The organism is Lysinibacillus sp. KU-BSD001, from assembly GCF_042920265.1.
In the GTDB taxonomy this organism is placed as follows: domain Bacteria; phylum Bacillota; class Bacilli; order Bacillales_A; family Planococcaceae; genus Lysinibacillus_B.
Window position 1 is genome coordinate 151,052 of sequence record NZ_JBDQZI010000004.1, and the last position, 26,208, is coordinate 177,259.

Below are 26,208 nucleotides of genomic sequence, written 5' to 3' on the forward strand. Positions count from 1 at the left end.
TTATCGGTTATCAATTTTTTCTGGATTTAGATCGTGATTCATTAAACGATAATGCGCCATTTCTTCATATTTCGTCCCCGGTCTACCGTAGTTGCACCAAGGGTCGATCGAAATACCTCCGCGCGGTGTGAATTTTCCCCATACTTCGATATAGCGTGGGTTTAGCAGTTTAATTAAATCATCCATAATGATGTTCACACAATCCTCATGGAAATCACCATGGTTGCGGAAGCTAAATAAATATAATTTTAATGATTTACTCTCCACAATTTTTTGATCTGGAATGTACGAAATGTACATTGTTGCAAAATCAGGCTGACTTGTAATCGGGCATAAGCTTGTAAACTCTGGGCAATTAAATTTCACAAAATAATCGCGGTTTGAATGCAAATTATCCACCGACTCTAATACTTCAGGAGCATAATCAAATGAATATTTCGTATTTTGATTTCCTAATAGTGTTAAATCTTTTAATCCTTCCTCGTGGCTACGGCCAGACATAAAAAAACCTCCCAGTATATGTTTCCCAAAACACATCACAAGAGAGGCGGCATTCATCCATCTAAACTAAAGCGAACAAATAAAAAAGCCACGTCCGATATGGACATGGCGTAATAAGCATGCTTCCATAGTTTTTTATAGAGGGTATCAGCTATGAACCTCTCCCGTTCAAATGTCGGGAATATTCTTTTCTTTTGATATAATACATAAAACAAAGGAATACGTCAAATATATTTTGAGAATTAAAGCTTTATTATTATCCGATAGAAGACTCCTGCCTCAAGATATTATCCATTCATTCTTTATAAAATAAACAACTGCAATATAGTTATTAAAACTGCACTTGCAAGCGGCACTAGCTTCATCGCATTATAGCCAGATGAGGAGGAATGTATTTGCTCTAGTGGATCTTTTGCAGGTGATGCAAGAAACTCGATAAAGCGTTGCCACCGACTCACTTTAAATTGTGCCAATGATTGCGGTACTTCCACTTTATATTCATCCAATCTTTTTTGTAGTGATGGTTCCTTGTCAAATTCATCCTTCAGCATGAAAATCCTCCTTTAGTTCATCTTTTAAAAACTTAATTGCGTTATGCAATCTTGATTTTACCGTACCAATTGGGATTGATAAAATTTGTGCAACTTCTTCTTGCGGTAAATCGTGATAGTACGTTAGTAAAATGACTCCTCGTTGTTTTTCCGGTAACTTTGCGATTGCTTCTTGCACTGCTAACTTTTCATCTGCTGAAAATTGGCTAGTAGCTGCTGGTACTAAAAACGGAAAAAATGTTTGCCACTTTTTTCGTCTATTTAATTTGTTTACAAGTAGCCTGTAAGCAATTTGAAACAAGTAAGACTTTACAGTTCCCTTCTCTACATCATAGCTATGTAATGTTTTTTGCAATCTTTCAAACGTATCATGAACAATATCCATACTAAGCTGTTCTTCTTGGGTGTAACGAAACAGGAAGCAATAAAGCGTTTCATATAAATTATGATACAGCATATTAAAGGCTTCTATATCGCCTTGTTTGTATGCTTCTATCCATTCTTCATTGCTTTTCATCAAGCCCATCCCCCCAATGAGCTTTTATCGACTTTAATGTAACAGAAACGCGCGTCACAAAATACCCCACTATGACAATTACCCATGCCTGAGACTGATTTGTAAAAAATTGCACATATGGATTGTCAATTGTTTGACCAGCTGTAATTAAGAAATTTAATGCTTGCACGCAAATAATTGTATAAATCGCTAAAATAATTGTTAGTGTATCAAACATATTCCAACGTAAGTAAATAGTTGTTTTCTTGTAATTTATTTTTTTATTTTCACGGACTATATATTTCCTATCATAAGGAATCATTATCGCTAATATAAGTATAATCCATATCCCCATAATGATGAGTGAAATTATCCAACCAATATCCAATTGTATCACCTACCTAAAGCTATAAACTTTTCTAGCAATAAACGCCAATAAAATACTAAATACAGTTAAAATGATAAAATATTGATACTCAGGAAGCCATGTTTCATTTACCATATTTAAATGTAATTGCAAACTGTCATTCAGATAAAGCATTGGATTCCAAAGTAAGAAAATATAATAATTTTGTGGATCTTTTCCTGCAAGAGTTAAAAACATCGACGACATTGTAATGGAAAACATAAACAGAATCATAATCGGTATTAACATACTTTGAGCTACTTTTCCATTTTTAAATAAACCCGCCAATATAAAGCTAAGAGGATACAATGCCAGCAAGACAAAATTACTAATGAACACCATTTTCAGAAAAGATACTAGTGAAACATCTATTAAAAAAGAATAGCAAACAAGTAGCAATACTAAAAAAACATTTACTAATGTAAAAACACCCGTGCCCATGCCGACATAATACGTGAATGGTGTCACACCTGTTCGCTTTACCCAGTTAAAAGTCTTATTCGCTTTCATATCTGCTAAATAAATCGTAGCACTCGAAAATGCAAACGAGAAAAGTAAAAGCAATATTGAAATCGGGAGAAACTGTCCTTTAATTAAAAAGCTTATTACTTCTTCATTTCCCTTCATTGCTATTTTACTAATCCATGAGCAAATAAAAAAACTAAATGCTGGGAGTATATTGCCTAAAGTCACTCCAGAATTGCGTAAACTTTCAAGCATATACATACGTGAAATTTGTGTAATCATCCTGCTCTACCCCCTAACACCGTTCCAGTAACCTCAAAATAAATTCCTTCAATACCTGCCAGTACAGTATTTTTGTATTTATTATCTAGCTCTTGTCTTGTGCCGTTTTCAACGAACTTGCCATCTTTTAAAATATATACATAATCAAATAATGGCTCAAACCCAGCTACTTCATGGCTAATAATCATAATTATTTTACCCTGTTTATGCAGTTCATTTTGCAAAAAATGCATGAGCTGCTTTTTCTTCATTAAATCTAAATCAGCAAATGGTTCATCCAGTATTACAATTTGTTTGTTCAGTAAAAAAGTAAGGAATATGGATACTGCCTTTCGCTGACCACCAGAAGCATTTTTCAGCAAAATATGGTCGAATGTTTGCAGACCCAATATTTCATACAATTCTTCTAAATCATTATTTGTTAATTTTTCAAATAATCGAACGACTTCACGAATTTTTAAATGTTGATAGCTATCGAATGACTGGTATTGCAGGGCTGCATTGTCTGCTACACTTTGTGTTAAATTGTTAAACTGGATTGTTCCGCTATCATAGTCCTCGTCTCCTACGATACATTTTGCTAACGTCGATTTCCCCGCACCATTTTCACCTAATAGCAAATAACAGCACCCAGGTTTAAATGTAGCTGAAATACTATTCAAAATCGCTTTTCCATCATATTTTTTCACAATATCGTTCAATATTAGCTCCATTTTTATGCCTCCTCAATTGTATATTCACTTACTATACAAATGGGAAAAGATAAAAGTTCATTTTAATTTTGGAAATTTTTTTTTTATAAATAACCAAAACTCTCTTTTCTCCACAAAAAAAGTAGCACAAACCAGACATTTGATTTGTACTACTAATGTTTATGTTTTATTTATGAAGATTTTGTACGCCTTATTTGGGCTAGTATGACAGAAACGATATGAACGACAAAATACGAAGTACCGATTAAGCCTATAAAATCGGTATATCATGAGCGTTGGTATTTTACCTGAAAGATCATCCCAATGACATACATTACAAAGAAACATAGACATGCAATCAGATTGCCAGTAGGTAATACCCTTTCTCCAAGTCGTAAAAATTATATTTATCTATCCATTCCCTAAACATCAAGCTTTTAACAGCTAGAAGAGTCACTTACAAAAACTTCGTATTCAATGCAGCCATAAATGCTGCGACAATCGATACAATCACTACTACAATCGGTGCATAAAAGATTAAAAAATCGTGCATCCTCTGACACTCCTTATACATGTGTTTCTTCTTTACCAGATACATAGTCTTTGTTAAAGACAAATAGTTTAAAGACTAAATATAAAGAAGGTACAAGCAACACTAAGCCTGCGACAAATGCTACAACGAGCGCAATCGCCATCGCTTCATTCGTAAAACTATCGTGAATCGTTAAATACGGATAGAGTAAATATGGATAGTGTGAAATTCCATAAGCAAAGAAGGCAATCGCAAACTGGACGATTAATAAAATGACGGCTAATCCATATTTTACTTTCGCCCATAATAGCCAAACTGTCGCTAAAAACACAATGCCGGATAGTGCAAACAACCAAGATAAATCAACCATTTGGGCATAATGCCAATTGCCAAGCGCCTTTAACTCGATAATGATACCAAGTGCACTCACGATAAGCGGGATCGCCCAAATAAGCGCGTATTTACGCATCAATTCACTTGCTTTATGATCCCCTGCTTTTTGTGCGTACCATGTTAAAAAGACAGCGGATATATACAGTACGGCAATAACACTTAATACAACGATAGACCAAGATAACGGACTTGTCAGCAATGCTTTGTAGTCTAAAATGGGTTGACCCGCTTGCATCGTCACAAAGCCACCTTCAGAAATCGTTAAGATGACGGAAAATGCAGCTGGGATAAAAAGTCCTGACACCCCATAAGCAAGTGCATAGCCTTTATGTCCACTCATACCGCTATAAGATTCAAAAGCATAGTAACTACCACGAATCGCTAGTAAAATCAGCGCAACGGAAGCTGGTACTAATAAAATCGTACCATAATAATAAGCGGTTTGTGGGAAGAATCCGACAATCCCGACAAAGAAAAAGACTAAAAAGACATTCGTAATTTCCCATACCGGAGATAAATACCGCTTAATAATGTTTGATAAAATATGGTCATTGCCGCGCATTAAGCTATAGGCATTAAAAAATCCTGCGCCAAAATCAATCGATGCGACAATCACATAGCCAAATAAGAAAAGCCAAAGTACCGAAATACCTAATATTTCTAATGCCATACAGCATCACCGCCTTGTCGTGCTGCTAATTCTTTTTCAACCGGGTTGTTTTTAAACATACGATGCAATACGACTAAACTACCGATTGCTAACACAAAGTACACAATCGCAAAGGCGACAAATAAATATTCTACGCCGGTAGCACTTGTCGCACCGTCCTCTGTTCGCATAATGCCATATAATATCCATGGTTGTCGTCCTAATTCTGCTAACCACCAGCCCGCTTCAATCGCTACAAGCGATAATGGACCACTTAAAACAATTAGTACTCGGAACCATTTTGATTCAACCCACTGCCACTTTCTCCATTTCCCTACTAAATAAGCAACTGAAAGGAAAATCATGAGCATACCAATTACCACCATGACATCAAAGAGATAGTGCGTAATGAGTGGCGGATGTTCGTCTTCTGGATATTGATCTAACCCAATCACTTCTGCATTAAAATCATTACTCGCTAAAAAGCTTAACATTTTAGGGATGCGGAGTTCATACTTGATTTCCCCTTCATCTAGTACACCAAAGAGGATTAAATCTGCTCCTTCTTCTGTTTCAAAATGCCACTCTGCTGCGGCTAGCTTTTCAGGCTGATATTCCGCTAAATATTTTGCTGAAAAGTCACCAACTAATGCAGAAGCAATAGAGAAAATAACGCCTAATTTCATCATCATAAATAATGCTTTTTTGTGATACATATGGTCTTCACCGCGTAATAGTTTATACGCTGCAATCGCCGCTAAAATAAAGGCGACCGTCATATAACTTGTTACGAGGACATGCCCGATTTTGGTCGGCATAGCTGGTGTGAACATCGCTAAAATCGGTTGGATATTGATGAGCTCGCCACCGACGATATCAAACCCTTGCGGTGCATTCATAAAGGCATTGACAATCGTAATGAAAACGGCTGACATCGATGCGCCTATCGCTACAGGAATAAGTAGTAGCATATGATGTTTCGGATTCTTAAATCGGTCCCATGTATATAAATAGATTCCTAAGAAAATCGCCTCAAAGAAGAATGCGAATGTTTCCATGAATAGCGGTAAGGCTATTACCTGCCCTGCTAATTCCATAAACTCTGGCCACAGTAGTGATAGCTGTAAGCCGATGACCGTCCCTGTTACTACACCAACTGCGACTGTAATCGTAAAGCCACGTGCCCAACGTCTTGCCATCATGGTATAGTGCATATCATTTTTCTTATAGCCGACGTATTGAGCAATTAAAATCATTAACGGCACACCTACACCGAGTGTTGCAAAAATAATATGGAAAGATAATGTTAATTCGGTTAATGCCCTGCTCCAAAAGACAGTTCCCTGTTCCATCTGGATTCACTCCTAAACGCCAAATATTGTTGTAATCACTGCTACTAAAAAAATAGCTGAAATGGTAAAGCTCGTAATCATAAACCCTTTCGATTTTTCCATCACCAATCACCTCTTATAAAATGTCTAACCATGTTTTAATGGCTGTACCTAAAATTAATAGTGCTAAAATGGCTTGTAATGCTTTTGTATTGAGCTTGCCGCCAACCTTTGCACCAAGTGGAGCCGCAATGATACTTGCCACGATCATGACCGCTGCTGGTCCATAGTCGATTTGCCCTGTCATAATTTTGCCGACTGTTCCACCAATTGATGAAATAAACGTAATTGCTAAGCTCGTTGCAATCGTCATACGTGTTGGAATTTTCAATACAACAAGTAAAATCGGTACTAATAAAAAGCCACCCGCGGCTCCCACAATCCCCGAGCCAATCCCAACGACAAACGCTAAGATCGCTGCTAGTGGTTTGCTAAATGTAAGTTGATCTAACGGCTTATCATCAATTTGTTTTTTCGGAATAAACATCATTACAGCGGCGATCAATGCCAACACACCGTACACAATGTTCACTGCCGCTTCTGATAACATGCTAGAACCAAAGCTACCGATAAAGCTACCTACTAAAATCGCTGTACCCATATAAAGAATAAGTGTTTTGTTTAAATAGCCACTTTTACGATATGCCCATACACCCGCAATCGATGCAAAGAATACTTGAATAGCACTAATCCCAGACACTTCATGTGCGGTGAAAGCTGCTAACCCAAACAATGGAGGAATATACAGGAGCATCGGGTATTTAATAATGGATCCCCCTACACCAACCATCCCTGATACGAATGATCCAATAAAACCAATTAAAAATATGACGACGATGAATGCCAAATCCATCGTACCACCTTCCTTCTCCTTTATTTACTTTAAGTATAGAGAGTGCGCGGTTGCTAAAGTATAGGGGGAAGCCCCTATAATGCTGAAGAAAAAGGCAGATTTGTGTGTTTAATGAATCAATGAAATGAAGCGACACTTATTAATAGTAAAGATAAAAAATGAATAAAACCAAAACCGCTACTTTGAGGACATATACTTAAAAGATATACCAAAATGTCCCCCCTTTCTTGAATCCCAAATTTATGAATATCAGTTTTTTTAATCCCCTACTTTCTAAGCATGTTTTCTTTATCTTGTGTGATAGGTAATCTAGAACTTTTTTGGAATCCCCCCTGCTAATAAGGACAAAGATGTCATGACTAGTCGCTTATTAACCCCCTTCAAAAATCCCAATCATTTACAAATACAAAATAGTTAAGTAAACTTAACTTAACTATAAACCTTTAAGTTGAATTGGAGATGGTAAGCCTGTGCATGATTATTTAACAATCATAGATGAAATTAATCAGAAGTTTGAGCAGTTCAAGTTGTTAGTTTTAAAAGAAACAAAAGAGGTTGAGGAATTAGAAAACTTCCATTTGACTCCCCAACAAGAAATTATCATGTTTTATATCATTCGTAATGAGCCTGTAATTGCAAATGATATTGCAAATCATTTTGATATTTCCAAAAGTGCGGTTAGCCAAGTAATTTCAAAGCTCGAAGAAATGAACATGATACATCGTCAAGAAAATTCAATAAACCGTAGAGAAACCTTTATTTATGTTGGACATAGAGGGCAAGAGTTTCATCAGCTTCTAAAAAAAATTGACGACATTCTTGTGGAAAAATATTATTCGAAAGTAAGTTTAGCAGCATTAAAAAATGTGCTTGATACATTAAATAAGATTGTTGGAACTACAAAAAACAAAGGGAGTTAAGATAATGGGGAAAAATTTGAAACAATTAACTAATCGTATATATTATTTACCGCATAACAGTGAAACAGATCGACCAATACTGTCTGCCATATGTGGAGTTCACCAAACTTTAATTGTAGATGCAGGAAATTCTGATAAACATGCTAAGTTATTTCTTAAAGAACTTAACAAATACCAAATTACTAATTATCATTCTGTAGTATTAACACACTGGCATTGGGATCATAGCTTTGGAACAAATGAGATGAATATATTAACTATCGCACATGAAAACACAAAAATACATCTCGAGAAAATTATGGAGTATGATTGGTCAGACGAAGCTTTAGATAGTCGTGTAGAAAAAGGCTTAGAGAATCCGTTTTGTTCAGAAATGATAAAAAAGGAATTTGGAGTAGACAGAAATATCACCATCACTTTACCTAATATTACTTTTAAGGAAAAATTCGAGATTGATTTAGGTGGGATTCGATGTATAGTCAAACATGTAGGTGGAGATCATTCTGACGATTCATCACTCATTTTTGTAGAAGAAGAAAAAGTAATTTTTTTAGGGGACTGTTTGTATCCAAGTATTTACACACAACAACCACAATATACAATTGATAATGTTAGACGTCTCTTAGAAAATATTGAAATGTTTGATGCCGAAATCTATGTGCTGTCACATGAATCTCCATTATCTAAAGAGAACTTTATCGGTTATATACAGTTATTGAAGTTGATTTGTGATTTAACAGAAAAACATCAAAGAAACCACTTGAGTTTGGTTAATGAGCTAGCTACTCGATTAAACCGTAAATTAAGTCAGTTAGAAGAAGAGATTGTTTATTGTTTTATTAACGGATTATCAGTTGATTGAACTAGAGAACTATGAAATACCAAATAAACGAGCTGAATCTTGAAACAAAGCATAGAAATGATGGATAATCTAGGTATCAGGTAACTCAGATTTTGTAGAACGATTAAAAACTGGCGCTCTCTTGAATGAAAGGGATTGTGCCTCATGGATGATGAACAAGTTTCTATGCTTCTCCTAAGTATCTAGCATGTAAAAAGCGATAAAGCCGAGTGCTTTATCGCTCAATAAAAGGGTAAGAAGGGATTATAAACTGTATGACGTTTACAAAATGTTTACGTTCCTATTATCATTCTTAGCATGCCTTATAAATATAGGGGTTTTCCCTTATCTTCTGGCATTATTCGAAAATAGTATTTAAATTTTATGCCGTCGCCAAACCAAAATAATCCACGTAAAAGACGGTCTAATCACGCCTTTTCAACCACTAACCAATATAAAAAAATCTGCCCACCTATTTTGAAGATGAGCAGATTTCCTTAGACAGCTCCCGCATACTACGTAATATACTTATTCGTAATGCCGTATTGAATAAGTTCTGCCTTGCTTTTTAAATGTAGCTTTTGCATAATATTAGCTTTATGGTTTTCTACCGTTTTAGCACTAATAAATAGCTTGTCTGCAATTTGCATATTCGTAAAGCCTAAAATCGTTAAACGAACGATTTCTTGTTCACGTGTTGATAATACATCCGGATTGTTTTTTCCTTTTTTCTTAAATAATTTTTCGATTTGTTCTTGTGGCAACCCGACTTCATAGTAGCGGCGGCCTGTATACACACTTTGAATCGCTTCATACATTTCGCCACCTTGGCTATTTTTCAAAATATAGCCATCTGCCCCAACTTCCATCGCCTGTTGAATATAGGCGATTTCGTTATGCATCGTCAGCATAATGACTTTCGTTTCAGGTAAATTCTTTTTAATTTCCTTCGTCGCAGTAAAGCCGTCTAAACCATTGGGAATGGAAATATCCATTAAAATAACATGCGGCTCTGTTTGGTAGGCAAGCTGAATCGCCTCTTCTCCGTCACTTGCCTCCCCTACCACTGTAATATCCGGATAATTCCCTAACAGAAGCGCAATGCCCTTTCGTATTAATACATGGTCATCAACGAGCAATATTTTAATCATGTTGTGGCCTCCATCTCGGAATGACAATATCGATACATGTACCTTGTCCTAATTTGGACATAATTGTACAAGTACCGCCTAATTGATCGACCCGTTCTTCCATATGCTTAAGACCAAGCCCTGCATTTTGAATTTTCTCTCGCTCAAAGCCAACCCCGTTATCTTGAATGGTCATATAAATATGCGTGTTGTCCTTTTTAATATGGATCTGCACTTGGGTTGCTTTTGCATATTTAATAATATTATGCAAAGCTTCTTGTGTAATACGGTACAAATTAATCTCGACTGCCGGGTCACATCGGTCAAGACCACGTGTCGTTAATTGAATAGCCAAATCTGGTCTATTTTTTTTAATCGCATCAATTGTCGCTTGAATAGTTGGCTCTAGTCCTAATTGGTCTAAACTGTGCGGGCGCAGTTGATGAGAGTACGCATTAATGTCATTCATGACCTTTTGCAGTTCCGCACGTACTTCGGAAATATACTCGTTCAACTGGGCATTATCTTGAACAAATGATTCAATGGCTTGCAGCGCGACAGATACGGAAAATAAGGATTGTCCGACACCGTCATGCAGTTCTTGTGCTAGCCGTTTATGTTCTGATTCTTTTGCTTCAATTAATGCTCGAATCATTTTTTTGTTGATGGCCGCCTCTTGTGCTTTTTTAAATGTTTCTTGATCACGTAACACAAGCAAATATTCCGTTTCCCCTGTATTTTCATTGGCATAAATGGCGGCTGTGCTCATTTCGACATCAATTTTTCTACCATGGTATGTCGGCATTTCCGATAAAAATGAAGGCACTTCGTTGTTCGCAATTAAATAGCAAGTAGGTTCGCCCTGCTCCTTTTTTCGGGTCATACAATAGGAACAGTATGGTACGAAATCGCCAACTTGCCAGCCTGTTAATCGCTGTGCAGCAGGATTCATCATAATGATTTCCCTGCTTTCCTTCATAATAATAATGCCATCTTGAATATGCTCATAAATTTGCTGTAAATACTCATTTTGTAGGCGGGATTGCATACTTTACGCCTCCTTATAAATCATCCCTTTTACTTTACACGGTTTTTTCATCATCGTATAACTATTTACACTATACCCTTTTTTTCGTAAAAAGCGGCTCGCCATATTTAAATCCATGTGACTTTCTACAAGCAGATGGATAGGACGATGCTCAATTTCTGTATAAAAACGTGGCAAATAACCATACGGGATATGCTTACTATCTTGAACTAAACAACCTGCTGTATTGTAATCACGTACATCCAGTATTTGATATGTGTCATCTACTTGACGATACGGAATGGCTTTTACCTGTTTAACAGGGACAAGACGGATATAAAAAGTACGCGCCAACACAAGACCAACTACAGCGATTAGTAACATTTTCATATAAAACCTCCAAAAGAGTGCCTCACGATAGAAGGCACTCTTTATCATCATTCATTATTTTACTTCTTTTACCCATTGGCCATAGCCGCCAGTCATATTGACTAAATTGTGGAAGCCATTTGCTTTTAATACGCTCGCTGCAATCGCAGAACGACCACCTGCTTGACATTGAACAATGAGTTTTTTATTTGGTACTTCATCTAGACGATTTTTTAATGTACCAACCATAATGTGTTGTGCCCCTTCAATATGTCCTTCATTGTATTCTGTCAGATTACGCACATCTAATACCGCCACATCTTCTGCATCCATCATCGCTTTTGCCTCTAAAGGTGTAACATTTTCATATGAATCTAGTACATTCGCTTGCTGGGTCATCGCTTCTACATCTGCATAACCTAATACTTGGTCAATACCGATTGAGCGAAGTGCGATCAGCATATCATCCATTTGCGCAGGATCCACTAGTAAATATAATGGTTCCTTGTAGTTTACAATCCAGCCCATCCAGTTTGTGAATGAGTTATTGAATGGCACGTTCATCGTTCCCTTAATATGCCCTTGTGAGAAGCTTTGTGCATCACGTGTATCTACTACTTGCTGTCCTGCTGCAATCAATCCTTCAATTTCTTCAACAGACGTAATGACTTGTAGCTCTGGTAAATTTTTAATTAACTCAATCCCAATTTTATTGACCGATTTCATTACGGCAAAGTAATAAGGTGGTTCTGGTTGACCGTCTAATAATGCTGTAACAAAGTCTGGCTCGTTGTCAAATTGCATTGCCCAGTTGAATTGTTTTTCATAACCAACCGTTGTGGAAGGTACTGCACCAAGCGCTTTCCCACACGCACTACCTGCTCCGTGTGCTGGCCATACTTGTAAATAGTCTGGCAATTGCTTAAAGCGTTCCACAGAGTTGTACATCACTTTTGCCCCTGCATCCGCTGTCCCTTGAATACCTGCTGCTTTTTCAAGTAAGTCTGGTCGACCGATATCACCAGCGAACACAAAGTCACCTGTAAAAATCCCAATCGGTTTATCTGCTGCTGCGCCATCTGTTAATAGGAATGAAATCGATTCTGGTGTATGACCTGGTGTATGCATTACTTCAAAAGTAAGCTTACCAAGTTCAAATTTGTCACCATCTTTTAATAACACATGGTTGATGCCTTCTAAATTTTGATATTTCCAGTTTTCATCGCCTTCATCTGAAATATACATTGTTGCACCAAAGCGGTCAGCTAATTCACGAGAACCTGCTACAAAATCGGCATGGATATGTGTTTCTAATGCCCCAACGATTTTCATATTTTCTTTTGCAGCTACTTGGATATATGGCTCAATATTGCGCATTGGGTCAACAATTACTGCCTCCCCTTTTCGTTGACAACCTACCATGTAAGAAGCGTGTGCTAATTTTTCATCATAGAAATAACGTAATAACATAAAATTCTCTCCTTTTAATGTGATTTTTTATTTAAAACCTGTAGTGTTGCTTGTACATATTTCAGTGACTTTTGAACACTTGGGTCTTTTAACCATTTCATAATCGTAAAGAGTTTAACTGGTTCTGTTGTTGCTTCTGCTTGTTGTTGAATTTCTTTTACTAGGGATAGCCCTTGCTTTCCTTTTGCTACAACAGGTTCTGTGTAGGATTGGATGCTTGCTGTTGCATAATCCATTGTTTGTTGATCCGCTAACACAGCGGTTGCAAAATCGAGTACATCCTCTAGCTGATTGATTATTTGTAAAAGCTTCGGCAATTTTTCTAGCATGCCAACTAATGCTTCTACTGTTTCTAGATTTACATTGTAGCTTCGTATAAGTTCATCGTATTTTTGAATCACTTGCTCGTCTTGCAATACCGCTTGGCCAAAACTCACTACATTGCCGATTGCTTGTACATTTTTTTCATAGGTCGGCAATTGCTGTAGTAGTGATATGAGAGCGGCTTGCACATCTGGCTGCTTTAGTTGCTCTAGTAACGGATTCGTTTCCATCACATATGCCCCCTTTCTACATCGTTCCTTTGAGCATGCCGTCCCAGTACATGATTGGTAGTAAATCTTTTTTCATCATATACATGCTCGTACGTTCAACGGCTTGGTTAAATGGCATCGATTCTGCAGGTTCTTTCGTATAGTCGAACTCGGCTAAAATGAGCTTGTTGTAACCTGTGACGATTGGGCAAGATGAGTAACCGTCATACGTTTTATCCATTGTTTGGTTGCGCATAGATGCGATTACATTTTCTGCAACAACAGGTGCTTGCTTACGGATGGCTGCCCCTGTCTTCGATGTCGGTAAGTTGGCACAGTCGCCAATGCCAAATACGTTTGCATATTTTTTATGTTGCAATGTATACATATCGACATCTACCCAACCATTTTGGTCAGCTAATGGGCTATTGACGATAAATTTCGGTGCATTCATATAAGGTGTGACGTGAATCATGTCATACTTCACTTCCTCTTTTGCACCCGTATCTAGATGTTCAAAGATGGCGATTTTTTCATCCGCTTTAATTTCGATTAAGTTACGGCGGAATCGTGCATCGATTTGTTTTCGTTCTACTACCTTTTCTAGTGCCTCACGGTATTTCAGGACATCAAAAATGGCTGGATTTGCTGAACCAAAGATAACTTTGATGTTTTGACGTACACCCGCTTTTCGGAAATAGTCTTCCGCGATATGCATAATTTTCTGTGGTGCACCACCGCATTTGACAGGTGAATTTGGATGCGTAAATAATGCTGTACCCGATTTTAAATTGCGAATCGTTTCCCATGTATAATCCACATGTTCAAATGAATAGTTACTGCAAACGGATTTTGTACCAAGTGCTTCTTTTAATCCTTTAATAGCACCCCAGTTAATTTCAATACCGCCTGCTACAACTAAGTAATCGTACGTAAGAGCTGTTTTGTCTCCTAAGATGACTTCATTTTGTTCCGGTTTAAATTCAAGTACGGGTTGTTGAATCCATACCGCACCTTCTGGGATGACAGATTCCATTGAACGTTCAGAATCTTCTTTTTTAGCAGCTCCTCCACCGACTAGCGTCCATAGCGGTTGATAATAATGCTTTGATGCTGGATCTATAATCGCTACTTCATGGATGAGGCTTTGTGATTTTCTTAATAGGCGAGCGGCAACAGAAATACCCGCTGTTCCCCCACCAACAATGACGACTTTGAAAGAATTTTTCATGCTTCTTCCTTCTTTCTGCATTTTTGTGTTGTGAAACTTTACACTCTCATCATAGTGAAATCTATATTTCAAAAATATAGGGGTTTCCCCCTAAACAATAACTTGTTTTTTTAGTGGAAAACCCCTAATTTCATTTAGATTTGTCTATATTAATATAAGAAGAAAGGAGCTGATACGATGCATTCTTTACAAACATGGGCACTAGCATATAAAGGGAAGCTACTTCTCCTCTTTGTTCTATCGGTATTTTTAGGTGGTAGTATCATCCTGCAAGGCTATAGTATTGTACAAATTGTCGACCTTGTATTTATAAAACAAAGCCCTTTTCCCTCTACATTTCACTTTTTACTTTTATTATTTCTTGCTATCCTGTTCCGCTTATTCACGCAGTTTTGGCTGAATAGAATAGGTGGATTGTTAGCTGAACGGGTGAAAAATTCGCTTCGTCAAACATTGCTTCAGCATTGGACACAAAATGCAATGGAAGCGCAAATGACGACACAAACAGGTGAAAAGGTGACATTGTTAATTGATACAGTAGACCAATTAGAAAGTTATTACCGGGAATATATCCCGCAAGTTATCAAAACAACCGTTATACCACTCATGGTACTAATTGCTGTGTTTATGACACATGCAGCAAGTGGCTGGATTATGATCATTACAGCCCCTTTTATTCCATTAACGTATATCATCATCGGGCTGCAAACAAAGGCAAAATCAGAAGAACAATTAGTAGCGATGAATCGATTTTCCGGAAAATTCTTGGATTTACTACAAGGACTTCAAACGATTCGCCTTTTTGGACAAAGCGAGAAACAAGAGCAAGTGCTAGCAGAAAGCAATAAAGGGTTTATGGAACGTACATTATCCGTTTTAAAAATCGCTTTTGCTTCTACGTTATTTATTGAATTGATTACGACATTAGGGGTGGGATTAGTCGCGCTCGAAATTGGCTTTCAAATGATTGTCTTTCAGTCGCTCACGTTTGCCCCTGCATTTTTTGTTTTAACGTTAGCACCTGAGTACTACAATTCCTTAAAAGAACTCGGCGCAGCCTTTCATACAGGTCGAGGAAGTTTAGGCGCGGTTTCTATTATTGAAGAGGCGATGCAAACGACCGCAACACCCGTACGTTGGGGCAAGGAGCCGATTGACGATCAACCACAGCTGTCCTTACAAAACGCAACGTACCAATATGAAAATGGGCCGCTCATTGGACCGATTTCTCTTAATGTAAAACCAGGCGAAATGATTGCTTTGATCGGTCCTACTGGTCATGGTAAAACAACGATTTTAAATATGCTCTCCAGTATGGTGGAATTATCTAGCGGTGTGGCTTTACTCGGTGGAAAGCCGCGCACACAACTGTCAGAACAGGATTGGTACCGTCAAATGAGCTATATTTCCCAACATCCATATGTATTTGCGGGTACGCTTCGAGATAATATTCGAATGGGGCTTACCGCTACTGATGAGGAGATTTATGAAGCATTGCGTAAAGCACAACTCACATCTTGGCTGGACACATTGCCTGAACAGTTAGACACAAACATCGGTGAAGGTGGACGAGGGTTATCGGGTGGCGAAAAACAACGTGTTGCGATTGCCCGTGCTTTTGTAAAAAACCCATCCATTTTATTTTTCGATGAACCAACGGCAGGACTTGATGTGTTAACAGAACAACTATTAACAGAAGCGATGTATACATTTAGTCAACATGCAACCGTCATCACGGTAGCACACCGATTTGAGAGCATCCAGCACGTCGATACATTATATATTATTGAGCATGGTCAAGTTAGCGCGAGCGGGACACATGCACAACTCGCATCTCACCCGTTTTACGAATATATGAAGAAAAGAGGGACGTATGATGAAAGCACTGATTGAGATGATTTTACATGATAAAAAAGATGTGCTACTTGCGATGACTGCGGGTACAATTAGCGGCCTTACAGCAGTAGCATTATTTGCACAAAGTGGCTTTCTCATTTCAAAAGCGGCGCTCATGCCTCCTTTTTATAGCATTTTAATTTTGACGGCCTTTTTAAAGCTTTTCGGTGTGGCCAAATCAGCGAGTAAATATGCCGAACGCTATATTTCACACCGTGTGACATTTCGCTTTATGAGTGCTGTACGCATGTGCTTTTTTAAAAAACTTTTACCCCAATCAAACTTATTACATGCATATAAAAGTGGGGATTTATTAAATCGGATTACGAGTGACGTGGATCTATTGCAACATTTTTTCTTACGCGTCGTCTATCCGCCGTTTATTGCGCTATTTGTTTTTTTCGCAACGATTGTTTTTACACTGTTGTTTTCACCTTGGCTAGCACTGATTTTAATGATTGGCTTTATATTCACCAGTACAGTCGTGCCAGCCATTTTAATTTACCAAAAATCGAATACAGCTGTGCCGGTCAAAAATGCCTTTACAAATGAAGCAACAGAATATTTATACGGTTATCGTGATTTACAGCTACATCACCAATTAGCAACGAAGGAACAGTCATTACAAATTATTAGTACCGATTATTCACGACTAAAAAAACAAGAGCTCAACCGGGAACAAAGCGCTCATTTTTGGAATCAGTTCATTGCTTTACTAACGGCGTTTTTCATTGTAAGCGTGGGTGCCTATTTTGTTTCCATCGGGTCTCTGGACGGTTTATACCTCGCGATGTTAATACTAGTCGCATTAACGGTATTTGAATCAGCCATCCCTCTTGCGATGTTACCTAGTCATTATAAAAATGCCCAAGAAGCAACCGCGCGATTAGATGCCATTGCGCCACCTGCTTCGCCTAAGGAGCGGGTGCCATTAATAAAGCAAAAGCCATTGCACATTACCTGTGACAATGTATCTTATTCGTATCACAATACGTTACATTCAACTATTTTACATGTTAATTGTACGATTGCTGCTGGTGAAAAAGTAGCGATTGTCGGTCCAAGTGGCTCTGGTAAATCGACGTTATTTCAACTGCTAATTCATGAGCTCAAGCCGATCAGTGGCGAGATTTTTATCAATGAACAGCCGATGCAATCTATTGATAAGCAGGAACTGTGGGCGCAAATGAGTATTCAATTACAGCATAATCACTTTTTCTCTGGCACCGTTCGAGAAAATTTACTGCTGGCAAAACCAACCGCGACAGATGAAGAACTACAGCAAGTGCTCGACCAAGTATTTATAACAAAACCATTATCTGCTATTGTATATGAAAAAGGCGGCAATTTATCAGGCGGCGAAAAACAACGCCTTGCTTTTGCTCGTGTACTATTAAAAAATAGTGACCTATGGCTGTTAGATGAACCATTTACAAGTATAGATGCTCAAACCGAGGGGCATTTATTTCACACTTTACTGACGAAAGAAAAAGATAAAACAATTGTGCTGATTACACATAAGCTAACCGATCTAGCAAAAATGGACCGCATCTTCGTCATGGACCACGGTACACTAGCAGAAAGTGGTACATTTGAACAATTGCTTACACAGCGCGGCCTTTTTTATACAATGTACACGCAACAAATACGAGGTGATAAAAAATGAATACATGGGATCAACGCTTTAAACAACAGGAATATGTATACGGAACAGAAGCAAATGAATTTATACGAGAACAGGCTTCCCGTTTTCCAACGGGCTCTACAATCGCCGCATATGCAGAAGGAGAAGGACGTAACGCGGTATATGTAGCTTCCCTTGGGCACAATGTTACAGCTTATGACTATGCACAATCAGGATTAGATAAAACAGAAGCACTAGCAAAAGCACAAAATGTACAGGTCCAAACGAAGCTTGTGGATTTAATCGAACAACCATTACTAACAGAACGATATGACGGTGCCTTTATGGTTTTCGGGCATTTTCCAAAAGAAAAGCAATATGCTGTACTCGATAATATAATGGCCTCCTTAAAACCAGGGGGCATCTTTATGTTTGAAGTATATGAAGATCAACAACTTGCTTACGGTACAGGTGGGCCAAAAGATGTGGACTGGCTGTATAATGGACGTGATGTACTCGCTTGGGCACAACCATTTAACTTAGTGCACTTCTTTATAGGCGAAACTACACGCCATGAAGGTCAACTACATACGGGCAAATGCTATGTTGTGCAAGTCGTGGTGGAAAAGTGAGACGCCTTTATATAGGGGAAATTAAAAGGATGAGGCACCTACTCATCCTTTTTTTGTGGTTTACATGATGGGGTTACTTCGGTTTGTTGGTTTTGACAACAGAGCTTGGGGTTTTGCCCGGATAACCTTGTGTTTTGCTCGGATACGGGATCGTTTTGCTCGTTCACCGTGTATTTTTGACCGCTTGGGCACTTGTTTTGCCCGGTTGCCCGTCTTTTGACCGCAAACAATCGCATTTTGCTCAATCTAGGTAGCCTATCATTCCACCACTTCAAAAATAACCTTTGCCTCTAGCTGATATTTTTCTCCTTGCGCCCCTTCGATGACAAAGTCCGTTCGTCCATTAATTTCATATTGTCCTACGGGAAACGCCAACGTACTCATTTGCTCTAACACATCTTCTGTATACGAATTTCCTTCCATGCCCTCATGATATGAGCTGCCTGAGAAATAGTAAGGCTCGATTAACACCTCGCCCTTTCGCATCGGCGTAATAATATACGGCTCATTCATCGCCGCGCCAAATTGATAATCCTTTGTCAAATTTGTCGTTTCCAGCCAAATCCAAGACCCACCATGACCAATCTGGATAGCCTCTTCCTCACCGTCATATACTAATTCAGCTCGTACAGCTATCTTTTCCCCTACTTGATACTGCGCCTTTTCACTGACTAGCCGTAGCGTAAACGGTGCTTCTTTTACCTCCTGTGTTGTCACATTCTCTACTTTTTCCCTATTCATCGATTCCGTTCCACATGCTGTTAGCAATATGAGTAATAAAATACTATATAACCATTTCATTTCGTACACCTCCGTTTCGAGATTAGACGAATGAACAAGAAATACGTTACAAAGTCTTTTTAGGCTTAATAGTCTCCTAACAATTGTTGAATTTTTAGCATAAAAAATGATAGACTATATCCCAACAAACAATAGTATTTTAGTATAAAGGGGACAGCAGCATGCAGATTGAAATTCGTCGATTGCGGGCAAATGATATGGAGGAATTAATGGCATTTTTCCGCACCGTCTCTATTGATACATTCGAAAAAAATGGCATTAGTCATTTAACAGACGACTTAGAAGATGAATTGCATACGAAGGAACGCTATTTACAAGAGGATTTATATACAAATGGACAACAACGCTATTTTTTATTAGCCATTCATGAAGGAAAAATCGTCGGGACAATTGGCCTTTACAAAGCAAATTCTTTTGTCGTAGAGCTAACAAAAGGCGCCGTGCAAGGCATGGATGAGGTTGGGACCATTTATATTTTACCGAGCTATCAAAATAAAGGGTTAAGCACACTCCTTATTAAGGCAATGATACTTACTTTAAAGGCGAACGGTATTACGCAATTTTGTTTGGATAGTGGTTTTGCGACTGCACAAGCAGTATGGCTAAAAAAATTCGGTCAGCCTACGTATTTATTTGAGCATTACTGGGGGGAAGAGGCACATCATATGGTTTGGATTATTCAAACAAACTATACTCCTGTGACGTTTACGTTATAAACTTTTAAAAAGGAGAAAACACATGTCAAACTCATGTTTTCTCCTTTCTTCTATAAAGGTAAATCCTTTCGCTTAAATACTTCTACACTCGCACTAAATAAAACAATACCCACTACCGCTAAAATACCGAACTTCCACCATTCTGGGTTACCCGCCACAATAGACTTTGTATCGAATAACGCATTGATCGTAACATACTTTACATTTTCAAGACTTGCATCCACCGTACTCACGATTTGACATAAGAAAAACGCCAGTGGAATCCCTGCACCAAATGCCAGTGAATTTTTCGATAAGTTAAATAAACTCGAAAAGAAGAAAGAAATCCCACTCGTTGCAAACATCAGTAAAAATAAACCGACGTTTAATAGTAAAAAGTCACTAATCACCACATCCGCCTCTGTCTGAAAAAGTTGGATTGCGAATACGCCAACGATTGTTTCCAACAAAATCATGGCAAATAATGCGACGATAAGATAGGCTGCCTGTGTTAGTACGATCGTGCTACGTTTTGTCGGCGTAGACAATAAATACGCCATTGAACCTCTATCCACCTGCGCAGCAATTAAGCTATTGGCCGTCATAATGACAAAAATAAGTGGAAAAATAATACCGTGAATCGAATAATACGTTTGAGCAAGCATACCAAGGAAGGAGGTTTGCGTTAACATGTTCTCTAACGGCGTTCCTTTCACTAAATTCTCCATACCTGTTAACGTGCTACTATCAAAAAAAGTGACAAATATAAGCTGTAACGCACAAAGCACAATCGTAAAAATAAGCCATAGCTTTCGATTACTTTTCATTGTTTGTTTAAAAATCGTTGGATTGATCATTTGGCTACCTCCCTATAGTGCTGCTCAAAATAGGCTTCGAGTGTCGGCCTTTGTTCTATTACATCAGCTACTTCATAATTACCTAAACATTGTAAAAAAGGGGTTAGCTCCTGCGCGGCCACTTCCACCGTTACGCTAGACGCCTCTGACGCTACCACGTTAAATTGTTCCGTTTGAAATTTTTGTGCATCTGTGACATTTGTAAATTGAATGGTAAACTGCTGCTTTTGCTGATGAAGAATTTGTGCGGTATTCACAATTTCCGTAATGCGTCCTTGTTTAATCATCGCGACCCTATCACAAACTTCCTCCACCTCATTAAAAAGATGCGTCGACATAAAAATGGTCTTTCCTTTTGCTTTTTCCATTTTAATGATGTCTAAAAATGCCGCTCTCATCAGTGGATCTAGTCCTGTTGTTGGCTCATCCAACAGTAAAACCGCTGGATCATGCATTAAGCTCGCGACAATCGCTGTTTTTTGCTTCATCCCCTTCGACATTCGCTTTAAATTAGCAGAAGGATCTAGCTGTAATGTTTCTATTAACTGCTTGGCATAGTCTAAATTCGTGAGTCCTACTAGCTCCGCCTGTTGCTGCAAAAATGCCCAGCCCGTTTTAGCATCTGGAAAGGCTATTTCCCCGGGAATATAACCGACCAATTGCTTCACGGCAGCTGCCTCATGCCAACAGTTCAGACCGGTAATTTCACAATGGCCTTTTTGCGGTTTTAAAAAGCCCATTAAATGACGAATTGTCGTTGTCTTTCCTGCACCATTTGTTCCGACAAAGCCAAAAACTTCCCCTTCTTGAATATTGAATGAGAGATCAAAAATTCCTGTATCACCATAATCTTTTGTTAACTGATTTACCTTAATCATTTGAATCCCCCTAGCGTTCATAAAACTTCATAAAATAGCTTTCTAGGCGGAACGGTATTTCATGAAATTTTTCAATTTGGTGTGAAGCGAGCCGCTGGATAAATGATGTTAAATGCTGGCGAGGCACAGAAACCAGCATTTCTGTTCCGTTTATTTCCTCAATGGAAGCCACCTCTTTTACATGTAGCTGTAACTGTACTAGTGCTTCCTCATCTTGCATTTGTAGTTGAAATTTCTTCGGCAATGTCTCTTTTAATTGCGCGACATCAAACGTAGCTACAACAACACCGTCTTTAATAATAGCAATATCATCACAAGTTGCCTCCACCTCAGAGAACATATGACTAGACAGTAAAATCGTTTTTCCGCGCGCCTTTTCCTTTTGGATAAACTGTATAAAGCGCTTTTGCATAATTGGATCTAGCCCACTCGTTGGCTCATCCAACACTAAAATAGCTGGGTCATGCATAAAAGCCGCCACGATCGCTAATTTTCGCTTCTCCCCTAACGACATCCGTTTAATAGCGCCCTGACAATCCAGTTCGAAATAATCAAGTAGCTCATGTAAATACACATCTGTCTCCATGCCACGTAGCTTTTTCATCATTTGAAGAAATGCCGCTCCCGTTACATGCTCTGGTAAAGCAATTTCGCCCGGCAAATAGCCTAAGTTTTGCTGAATTTGACTGGCATATATCCAACTATCAAGTTGATTTACGCGCACTGTTCCTTTTTGCGGTTTCGAAAAACCCATAATATGCCGAATGGCCGTCGTCTTCCCTGCACCATTCGGTCCCAAAAAGCCAAACACAATGCCCTCCTGTACATCAAAGGACACATCAAAAATGCCACGTCCATGCCCGTAATCTTTCGTTACATCCTTTAGTGAAATGACCTCCACTGCCATCCCCTCCTACGATACAATTTCAACCTATGTAGTAAGTAGTACATATTCATTACGCTAGTTTATTCCAAAAGAAAAGGATAGAGAACGAGCGCTCCCTATACTTACTTTTGGCGCTCAAACGATACATAACGTGTTCCTTGGAAGGACAATAAACCAAGATCTTGCTCCACTAACATCCCATATTCGCTACCATCTACTTTCAGCTCCATGCGGTCTCCGCTTTGTACTTCAAATGTTACGTAATATGTTGTATACGAGTGATCCCCTTGAACCTGCGTACGTTTCGAAACGACCTGTACCGGTACTGTCAGTAAAGGAGCCTGACTATTTTTAATCCCCTGTTTTACATTCGAAAAAATCGTATACAATATGAAGCCAAATACAATAATCATAAAAATTGGCACAATATTAAACATCATATCCCCGAAAAACATATAGCGCCTCCTTCTCTCTTTACTACGCGTTAAAACTTCCGTTATTTCTTAAAACGGTTGCCCGTATTGACGTATACAAGTGTGAAAATTGTTAAACCGATAAATAACACAAGCCCAACGATAAACAGCCACTGCTGATTGATTAGCTCACTCAATCCCCATAACAGTATACTTAAACAGTAACCGTACATGACCTTGCCCATAAATTTGGCCAGTGCCACTTCATCATACTTGGCTTTTTCGCTTTCTGGTAACGTATTATAACCTGCGATTAAAAAGGCGCCCTTTCCTTTCGATAAGACAATCGCAAATATTAGAAACAACATTAAAATGATAATATAAATGATTGCAGTAGCCATGGTATACCTCCGATCTCCTTCTTCTTCACTTCTAATAATTAGAAAAAGAACCATGTGACTTATTTCTATTATACATGAATTGGAAAGGACAAAATTAACAAATTAAAAACCAGGTATCGACAATGGGATACCTGGTTACGATTTTATTCTGTTAAATCAATGACCACTTTATTGGATGATGGATTGAGCCGAACAAGTTGCTTGGCAAGCATGTCGGGGGGATACGGCATATCATTCCCAAGCCACAACACAATTGTCCCAACCACCGCAGAAGCTGAATATCACTCCGCTAGCGAATTGATATGGCTGGACGATAAGACGCTGGAATAGTTCTAGTAAACGTTGTGGATTTTGCTCCTACAAAAAATGAACGATCTAAACGTTTAATTAAAATGGATTCAGTGACAATGCAACAATTTAAAGAACTATTCAGAACACTCCCTACTAATTATTAATCAACTTGTCTTCTACAGCCCTGAATCAAAATACCAAGTTATCAGTAATACAAATGCAAATAAGTTGTTGAAAAAGACACTATTAGAACTCGATATAGAGCCTATTACAGTACATGGACTAAGACATACACATGCGAGTGTGTTACTTTATAAAAACGCTTCAATTTACTATGTTAGCGAACGTTTAGGACATGGAGATATTGAGAATACCTTGAAGGAATATACCCATGTATTGAAAGAATTGCGATTGCGAGATGAGCAGCTAGCGATAAATACATTTGAAGAGATGATTGTATAATAAAAATCAAAAGTTAGAAGAATTGAATTTAACTCCTAACTCTTCTTCATTGCTGTTTTATCCCTCTAGAATGACCACGAACAGATACTTTTCTCCCGTCTTTTAAAGTACGTGTATGAGGCTTTACAGTATGCTGTTTCGGTGAATTACGTTGATCGTTATCCAATGTTGATACATCTCTTTCCTCTTCTTGAATATAAATCGGATTGTCATAAGAGCTATAGTAATATTCATCTTTGTAATTATTGTGATTTGAATAATCATTTTCGTTATCATCGTAAGAGTAGTCATCATCTTCATACTCTCTTCTACGTTCTTCTTCTATTGCATCTTGCTCCTCAAAATAATCTAAAATCTCTTCTACATTCATTGAATAATCTCTAACTCTTAATCTATTTTCAATTTCTCTTTCTAGTCTTGATATATTTAAATGATAAATGAACTGAAATATTTCATTACCAGCTTTTTTTAAAAATCGTTTGAATAACCTTGTCCCATTAGGTACTTCAAAATTTTTATAAGTTTTTTTCTGTTCGTTTATAGAATTCAATTTTGCTTCTAGTGCTTGTCTATTTTGTTCTTCTATAGATATTTCATCCCGCCAATAATCGGTTTCAAAATCTACTGTTTCACCTTCAAAAGAAGTGTAATAATTTCCCCTAGAACCTTCTAAATGCAAGTTTAAATTTCGATCCTTCAATACATTCCAACTTAATATTTTTGTATCTATTTTTAATTTTAAAGCTTGCGAAACTAACTCTTCCCTATCCTCACGATGCATGTAATCACGAATTCGAAAATATTTATGGCTTTGCTCTAGTTCTAATGGCAATAGACCCGTACCAAAATACGCTAATAAATCATATTTTATTTTATATAAATCTAAGGTTGAATATTTAGATTGAACAGGTCTTTTATTAGGGAATTCTTGAAATAGTAAATCCAATCTTTGTTTTTGCTTTTTGCTTAATAAATGTTTGTTTTCAGTTAAATATCCTGAATAATCAACAAATGGTATATCGTATTTAGTTCTTAATAATTTTTCATATTGTTTTAATACATACTCAGGACTTCCAGATTTAATATCACCACCAGGAACTACTATCTTTTTATTTTTAGTATTTATTATATGTAATAAATCTGTTTTAGAAGTTGTATCTGGATTAATAATAGTTAATATATCTTCGCTATTTTTTAAGGAATTATATTCATAGACAGCTAAAACTTCATAAACATGTCCCATAAAAATATTCACTTTAGCTTTTAATTTATTAATGTCTTTATATATACTAATTTCTCTATTTAATATTTCCTCTATCTTATCATCTGTTAAAGCCGAGTTAGCATATTTCGCTATTGGTTCTTTTAAAAGTCGTTTAAGTTCTTCATCAATATAATAACTACTTAATAAAATCTTACATATCAAATCTCTATCTTCTAAAGTTAGAACCAATTCGATCTCCCCAATCCAAATAATCTACTATCTTTATATTAAATTAAATTGAGATAATCTAAAAGTGAAATTCGGTGTAAAAAATGTGTAAAACTCTACAGAAACATATCGTAATCAATGGAATCTCAAAAAACAGCAAAAGCCCTCAAATCCTTGATAAACAAGGACTTAAGAGCTTCTTAATAAT

At 37.6% G+C, this 26,208-nt stretch carries 30 protein-coding genes and 1 riboswitch; of the genes, 7 read left to right on the forward strand and 23 right to left on the reverse strand.

Annotated elements, in window-relative coordinates:
* From queF to AAGS61_RS07955, 10 genes are all read right to left on the reverse strand, one after another.
* Positions 1-501, reverse strand: coding sequence for a preQ(1) synthase (gene queF, locus AAGS61_RS07910; protein WP_391369785.1), 501 nt, complete (start codon positions 499-501; stop codon positions 1-3).
* 121 nt (positions 502-622) lie between these two features.
* Positions 623-669, reverse strand: a riboswitch (PreQ1 riboswitch).
* Positions 670-803: 134 nt separating this feature from the next.
* Positions 804-1,052 (reverse strand): hypothetical protein, encoded by a 249-nt coding sequence (locus AAGS61_RS07915; RefSeq protein WP_391369788.1) that lies wholly within the window; start codon positions 1,050-1,052, stop codon positions 804-806.
* Positions 1,039-1,578, reverse strand: coding sequence for an RNA polymerase sigma factor (locus tag AAGS61_RS07920; RefSeq protein WP_391369791.1), 540 nt, complete (start codon positions 1,576-1,578; stop codon positions 1,039-1,041). The genes AAGS61_RS07915 and AAGS61_RS07920 overlap by 14 nt, the downstream gene beginning before the upstream one ends.
* Positions 1,556-1,945 carry a group-specific protein gene (locus AAGS61_RS07925; protein ID WP_391369794.1) on the reverse strand — a complete coding sequence of 130 codons (390 nt, stop codon included), beginning with the start codon at positions 1,943-1,945 and terminating at the stop codon, positions 1,556-1,558. Before AAGS61_RS07925 ends, AAGS61_RS07920 begins: the two co-directional genes overlap by 23 nt.
* Complete coding sequence (locus tag AAGS61_RS07930; protein WP_391369796.1) at positions 1,946-2,701, reverse strand: ABC transporter permease; 756 nt, start codon at positions 2,699-2,701, stop codon at positions 1,946-1,948. It abuts the gene before it with no gap.
* The gene (locus AAGS61_RS07935) at positions 2,698-3,414 is read right to left on the reverse strand and encodes an ATP-binding cassette domain-containing protein (protein ID WP_391369799.1); all 717 of its coding nucleotides are present in this window, start codon (positions 3,412-3,414) and stop codon (positions 2,698-2,700) included. Before AAGS61_RS07935 ends, AAGS61_RS07930 begins: the two co-directional genes overlap by 4 nt.
* Positions 3,415-3,850: 436 nt before the next feature.
* Positions 3,851-3,946 (reverse strand): cytochrome bd oxidase small subunit CydS, encoded by a 96-nt coding sequence (cydS, locus tag AAGS61_RS07940; protein WP_391369802.1) that lies wholly within the window; start codon positions 3,944-3,946, stop codon positions 3,851-3,853.
* A gap of 13 nt (positions 3,947-3,959) precedes the next feature.
* Complete coding sequence (locus AAGS61_RS07945; protein ID WP_391369804.1) at positions 3,960-4,988, reverse strand: cytochrome d ubiquinol oxidase subunit II; 1,029 nt, start codon at positions 4,986-4,988, stop codon at positions 3,960-3,962.
* Positions 4,979-6,319, reverse strand: a complete 1,341-nt coding sequence (locus AAGS61_RS07950; RefSeq protein ID WP_391369806.1) for a cytochrome ubiquinol oxidase subunit I — start codon at positions 6,317-6,319, stop codon at positions 4,979-4,981. The genes AAGS61_RS07945 and AAGS61_RS07950 overlap by 10 nt, the downstream gene beginning before the upstream one ends.
* Positions 6,320-6,434: 115 nt before the next feature.
* Positions 6,435-7,211, reverse strand: coding sequence for a sulfite exporter TauE/SafE family protein (locus tag AAGS61_RS07955; RefSeq protein WP_391369808.1), 777 nt, complete (start codon positions 7,209-7,211; stop codon positions 6,435-6,437).
* 470 nt (positions 7,212-7,681) lie between these two features.
* On the opposite strand from AAGS61_RS07955, the gene AAGS61_RS07960 reads away from it, so the two are divergent.
* Together AAGS61_RS07960 and AAGS61_RS07965 are read left to right on the forward strand one after the other, a co-directional pair.
* Entirely contained in the window at positions 7,682-8,131 is a 450-nt protein-coding gene (locus tag AAGS61_RS07960) for a MarR family winged helix-turn-helix transcriptional regulator (protein WP_391369810.1), read from the forward strand.
* A 4-nt stretch (positions 8,132-8,135) separates the two neighbouring features.
* The gene (locus AAGS61_RS07965; RefSeq protein ID WP_391369812.1) at positions 8,136-8,993 is read left to right on the forward strand and encodes an MBL fold metallo-hydrolase; all 858 of its coding nucleotides are present in this window, start codon (positions 8,136-8,138) and stop codon (positions 8,991-8,993) included.
* A 494-nt stretch (positions 8,994-9,487) separates the two neighbouring features.
* Here the strand turns inward: AAGS61_RS07965 and AAGS61_RS07970 are convergent, their stop codons facing one another.
* Genes AAGS61_RS07970 through AAGS61_RS07995 form a run of 6 tightly spaced genes read right to left on the reverse strand, consistent with a single transcriptional unit; the run spans position 9,488 to position 14,732 of the window.
* On the reverse strand, positions 9,488-10,123 hold the full coding sequence (locus tag AAGS61_RS07970) for a response regulator (RefSeq protein WP_391369813.1): 636 nt from the start codon (positions 10,121-10,123) through the stop codon (positions 9,488-9,490).
* A complete protein-coding gene (locus AAGS61_RS07975) occupies positions 10,116-11,150 on the reverse strand; it encodes an ATP-binding protein (protein ID WP_391369814.1) in 1,035 nt (344 codons plus the stop codon). The genes AAGS61_RS07970 and AAGS61_RS07975 overlap by 8 nt, the downstream gene beginning before the upstream one ends.
* Positions 11,151-11,153: 3 nt before the next feature.
* Entirely contained in the window at positions 11,154-11,519 is a 366-nt protein-coding gene (locus AAGS61_RS07980) for a hypothetical protein (RefSeq protein ID WP_391369816.1), read from the reverse strand.
* A 54-nt stretch (positions 11,520-11,573) separates the two neighbouring features.
* Positions 11,574-12,968 carry an MBL fold metallo-hydrolase gene (locus AAGS61_RS07985; protein WP_391369818.1) on the reverse strand — a complete coding sequence of 465 codons (1,395 nt, stop codon included), beginning with the start codon at positions 12,966-12,968 and terminating at the stop codon, positions 11,574-11,576.
* 14 nt (positions 12,969-12,982) lie between these two features.
* A complete protein-coding gene (locus AAGS61_RS07990) occupies positions 12,983-13,522 on the reverse strand; it encodes a hypothetical protein (protein WP_391369820.1) in 540 nt (179 codons plus the stop codon).
* 16 nt (positions 13,523-13,538) lie between these two features.
* Positions 13,539-14,732, reverse strand: coding sequence for an FAD/NAD(P)-binding oxidoreductase (locus AAGS61_RS07995; RefSeq protein ID WP_391369821.1), 1,194 nt, complete (start codon positions 14,730-14,732; stop codon positions 13,539-13,541).
* Between the two features lie 177 nt (positions 14,733-14,909).
* On the opposite strand from AAGS61_RS07995, the gene cydD reads away from it, so the two are divergent.
* Genes cydD through AAGS61_RS08010 form a run of 3 tightly spaced genes read left to right on the forward strand, consistent with a single transcriptional unit; the run spans position 14,910 to position 18,884 of the window.
* Positions 14,910-16,625: a thiol reductant ABC exporter subunit CydD gene (gene cydD / locus AAGS61_RS08000; RefSeq protein ID WP_391369823.1), complete on the forward strand. Its 1,716-nt coding sequence runs from the start codon at positions 14,910-14,912 to the stop codon at positions 16,623-16,625.
* Positions 16,609-18,294: a thiol reductant ABC exporter subunit CydC gene (gene cydC, locus AAGS61_RS08005; RefSeq protein WP_391369825.1), complete on the forward strand. Its 1,686-nt coding sequence runs from the start codon at positions 16,609-16,611 to the stop codon at positions 18,292-18,294. The genes cydD and cydC overlap by 17 nt, the downstream gene beginning before the upstream one ends.
* Positions 18,291-18,884: a class I SAM-dependent methyltransferase gene (locus AAGS61_RS08010; RefSeq protein ID WP_391369827.1), complete on the forward strand. Its 594-nt coding sequence runs from the start codon at positions 18,291-18,293 to the stop codon at positions 18,882-18,884. The genes cydC and AAGS61_RS08010 overlap by 4 nt, the downstream gene beginning before the upstream one ends.
* A gap of 258 nt (positions 18,885-19,142) precedes the next feature.
* Here the strand turns inward: AAGS61_RS08010 and AAGS61_RS08015 are convergent, their stop codons facing one another.
* A complete protein-coding gene (locus AAGS61_RS08015; protein WP_391369828.1) occupies positions 19,143-19,685 on the reverse strand; it encodes a hypothetical protein in 543 nt (180 codons plus the stop codon).
* 161 nt (positions 19,686-19,846) lie between these two features.
* On the opposite strand from AAGS61_RS08015, the gene AAGS61_RS08020 reads away from it, so the two are divergent.
* The gene (locus AAGS61_RS08020) at positions 19,847-20,401 is read left to right on the forward strand and encodes a GNAT family N-acetyltransferase (RefSeq protein ID WP_391369829.1); all 555 of its coding nucleotides are present in this window, start codon (positions 19,847-19,849) and stop codon (positions 20,399-20,401) included.
* Positions 20,402-20,451: 50 nt separating this feature from the next.
* Here the strand turns inward: AAGS61_RS08020 and AAGS61_RS08025 are convergent, their stop codons facing one another.
* The 5 genes from AAGS61_RS08025 to AAGS61_RS08045 form a co-directional block, all read right to left on the reverse strand.
* The gene (locus AAGS61_RS08025) at positions 20,452-21,237 is read right to left on the reverse strand and encodes an ABC transporter permease subunit (protein WP_391369832.1); all 786 of its coding nucleotides are present in this window, start codon (positions 21,235-21,237) and stop codon (positions 20,452-20,454) included.
* On the reverse strand, positions 21,234-22,115 hold the full coding sequence (locus tag AAGS61_RS08030) for an ABC transporter ATP-binding protein (protein WP_391369835.1): 882 nt from the start codon (positions 22,113-22,115) through the stop codon (positions 21,234-21,236). The genes AAGS61_RS08025 and AAGS61_RS08030 overlap by 4 nt, the downstream gene beginning before the upstream one ends.
* A 10-nt stretch (positions 22,116-22,125) precedes the next feature.
* The gene (locus AAGS61_RS08035) at positions 22,126-23,022 is read right to left on the reverse strand and encodes an ABC transporter ATP-binding protein (protein WP_391369838.1); all 897 of its coding nucleotides are present in this window, start codon (positions 23,020-23,022) and stop codon (positions 22,126-22,128) included.
* A 101-nt stretch (positions 23,023-23,123) separates the two neighbouring features.
* Complete coding sequence (locus AAGS61_RS08040) at positions 23,124-23,456, reverse strand: DUF2500 domain-containing protein (RefSeq protein WP_391369841.1); 333 nt, start codon at positions 23,454-23,456, stop codon at positions 23,124-23,126.
* A 41-nt stretch (positions 23,457-23,497) separates the two neighbouring features.
* The gene (locus AAGS61_RS08045) at positions 23,498-23,815 is read right to left on the reverse strand and encodes a DUF3784 domain-containing protein (RefSeq protein ID WP_391369844.1); all 318 of its coding nucleotides are present in this window, start codon (positions 23,813-23,815) and stop codon (positions 23,498-23,500) included.
* Between the two features lie 450 nt (positions 23,816-24,265).
* Between AAGS61_RS08045 and AAGS61_RS08050 the strand changes: the two genes are divergently transcribed.
* A complete protein-coding gene (locus AAGS61_RS08050; RefSeq protein ID WP_391370355.1) occupies positions 24,266-24,568 on the forward strand; it encodes a tyrosine-type recombinase/integrase in 303 nt (100 codons plus the stop codon).
* Positions 24,569-24,614: 46 nt separating this feature from the next.
* Here AAGS61_RS08050 and AAGS61_RS08055 read toward each other — a convergent pair whose 3' ends face one another.
* Positions 24,615-26,021, reverse strand: coding sequence for a hypothetical protein (locus tag AAGS61_RS08055; RefSeq protein ID WP_391369846.1), 1,407 nt, complete (start codon positions 26,019-26,021; stop codon positions 24,615-24,617).
* Between the last annotated feature and the right edge of the window lie 187 nt (positions 26,022-26,208).

Coding starts and splice junctions, on each gene's coding strand:
- queF (WP_391369785.1), bottom strand. CDS start 501: ATGTCTGGCCGTAGCCACGAGGAAGGATTAAAAGATTTAACACTATTA.
- AAGS61_RS07915 (WP_391369788.1), bottom strand. CDS start 1,052: ATGCTGAAGGATGAATTTGACAAGGAACCATCACTACAAAAAAGATTG.
- AAGS61_RS07920 (WP_391369791.1), bottom strand. CDS start 1,578: ATGGGCTTGATGAAAAGCAATGAAGAATGGATAGAAGCATACAAACAA.
- AAGS61_RS07930 (WP_391369796.1), bottom strand. CDS start 2,701: ATGATTACACAAATTTCACGTATGTATATGCTTGAAAGTTTACGCAAT.
- AAGS61_RS07935 (WP_391369799.1), bottom strand. CDS start 3,414: ATGGAGCTAATATTGAACGATATTGTGAAAAAATATGATGGAAAAGCG.
- cydS (WP_391369802.1), bottom strand. CDS start 3,946: ATGCACGATTTTTTAATCTTTTATGCACCGATTGTAGTAGTGATTGTA.
- AAGS61_RS07945 (WP_391369804.1), bottom strand. CDS start 4,988: ATGGCATTAGAAATATTAGGTATTTCGGTACTTTGGCTTTTCTTATTT.
- AAGS61_RS07950 (WP_391369806.1), bottom strand. CDS start 6,319: ATGGAACAGGGAACTGTCTTTTGGAGCAGGGCATTAACCGAATTAACA.
- AAGS61_RS07955 (WP_391369808.1), bottom strand. CDS start 7,211: ATGGATTTGGCATTCATCGTCGTCATATTTTTAATTGGTTTTATTGGA.
- AAGS61_RS07965 (WP_391369812.1), top strand. CDS start 8,136: ATGGGGAAAAATTTGAAACAATTAACTAATCGTATATATTATTTACCG.
- AAGS61_RS07970 (WP_391369813.1), bottom strand. CDS start 10,123: ATGATTAAAATATTGCTCGTTGATGACCATGTATTAATACGAAAGGGC.
- AAGS61_RS07975 (WP_391369814.1), bottom strand. CDS start 11,150: ATGCAATCCCGCCTACAAAATGAGTATTTACAGCAAATTTATGAGCAT.
- AAGS61_RS07980 (WP_391369816.1), bottom strand. CDS start 11,519: ATGAAAATGTTACTAATCGCTGTAGTTGGTCTTGTGTTGGCGCGTACT.
- AAGS61_RS07985 (WP_391369818.1), bottom strand. CDS start 12,968: ATGTTATTACGTTATTTCTATGATGAAAAATTAGCACACGCTTCTTAC.
- AAGS61_RS07990 (WP_391369820.1), bottom strand. CDS start 13,522: ATGGAAACGAATCCGTTACTAGAGCAACTAAAGCAGCCAGATGTGCAA.
- AAGS61_RS07995 (WP_391369821.1), bottom strand. CDS start 14,732: ATGAAAAATTCTTTCAAAGTCGTCATTGTTGGTGGGGGAACAGCGGGT.
- cydD (WP_391369823.1), top strand. CDS start 14,910: ATGCATTCTTTACAAACATGGGCACTAGCATATAAAGGGAAGCTACTT.
- cydC (WP_391369825.1), top strand. CDS start 16,609: ATGAAAGCACTGATTGAGATGATTTTACATGATAAAAAAGATGTGCTA.
- AAGS61_RS08010 (WP_391369827.1), top strand. CDS start 18,291: ATGAATACATGGGATCAACGCTTTAAACAACAGGAATATGTATACGGA.
- AAGS61_RS08015 (WP_391369828.1), bottom strand. CDS start 19,685: ATGAAATGGTTATATAGTATTTTATTACTCATATTGCTAACAGCATGT.
- AAGS61_RS08020 (WP_391369829.1), top strand. CDS start 19,847: ATGCAGATTGAAATTCGTCGATTGCGGGCAAATGATATGGAGGAATTA.
- AAGS61_RS08025 (WP_391369832.1), bottom strand. CDS start 21,237: ATGATCAATCCAACGATTTTTAAACAAACAATGAAAAGTAATCGAAAG.
- AAGS61_RS08030 (WP_391369835.1), bottom strand. CDS start 22,115: ATGATTAAGGTAAATCAGTTAACAAAAGATTATGGTGATACAGGAATT.
- AAGS61_RS08035 (WP_391369838.1), bottom strand. CDS start 23,022: ATGGCAGTGGAGGTCATTTCACTAAAGGATGTAACGAAAGATTACGGG.
- AAGS61_RS08040 (WP_391369841.1), bottom strand. CDS start 23,456: ATGTTTTTCGGGGATATGATGTTTAATATTGTGCCAATTTTTATGATT.
- AAGS61_RS08045 (WP_391369844.1), bottom strand. CDS start 23,815: ATGGCTACTGCAATCATTTATATTATCATTTTAATGTTGTTTCTAATA.